This window comes from Muricoccus vinaceus, from assembly GCF_042433125.1.
Taxonomy (GTDB): Bacteria; Pseudomonadota; Alphaproteobacteria; order Acetobacterales; family Acetobacteraceae; genus Roseomonas; species Roseomonas vinacea.
In genome coordinates this window covers 1-548 of the sequence record NZ_JBHLVZ010000144.1, presented here as the reverse complement: position 1 = coordinate 548, position 548 = coordinate 1, and the positions used below count along the sequence as shown (strand labels likewise).

Sequence of the window (548 nt, the reverse complement as noted above, 5' to 3'; positions counted from 1 at the left end):
TGCGCGACCTCGATTTCGAGATCGGGGTGGGCGAGCGGGTGGCGCTGGTGGGGCGCAACGGGGCGGGCAAGACCACGCTGCTGCGCTCGCTGGCCGGCATCTACGAGCCGGTCGGCGGGCGCCTTCTGATCGAGGGCTCGGTGGGATCGCTGATCGACCCCGCCGCCGGCATGGACGGGGACAGCACCGGGCGCGAGAACGTCCGCCTGCGCGCGCTCTACCGCAACCTGTCCCTCGCCGAGCAGGCGGTGCTGGAGGGCGAGGTGGCCGAGTTCGCCGGCCTCGGCGAGTTCATGGACGTGCCCATCAAGGGCTACTCCGCCGGCATGGCCATCCGGCTGGCCTTTGCCATCGCCACCGCCATGCAGCCCCAGATCCTGCTCATGGACGAGTGGTTCATGGCCGGCGACGCCTCCTTCATGGACAAGGCCGAGGCACGCCTCGCCAACCTCGTCTCGGGCGCCGACATCATGGTCATCGCAACCCACGACATGACCATCGCACGCCGATGGTGCACCCGCGCCATCCACCTCGACGCCGGGCGCATC

At 70.3% G+C, this 548-nt stretch carries 1 protein-coding gene; it reads left to right on the top strand.

Going from position 1 to position 548, the window contains the following annotated elements:
• Nucleotides 1-548 (top strand): ABC transporter ATP-binding protein (locus ACFFIC_RS30015; protein ID WP_377057284.1); only part of this gene is annotated, 548 nt, incomplete at both ends.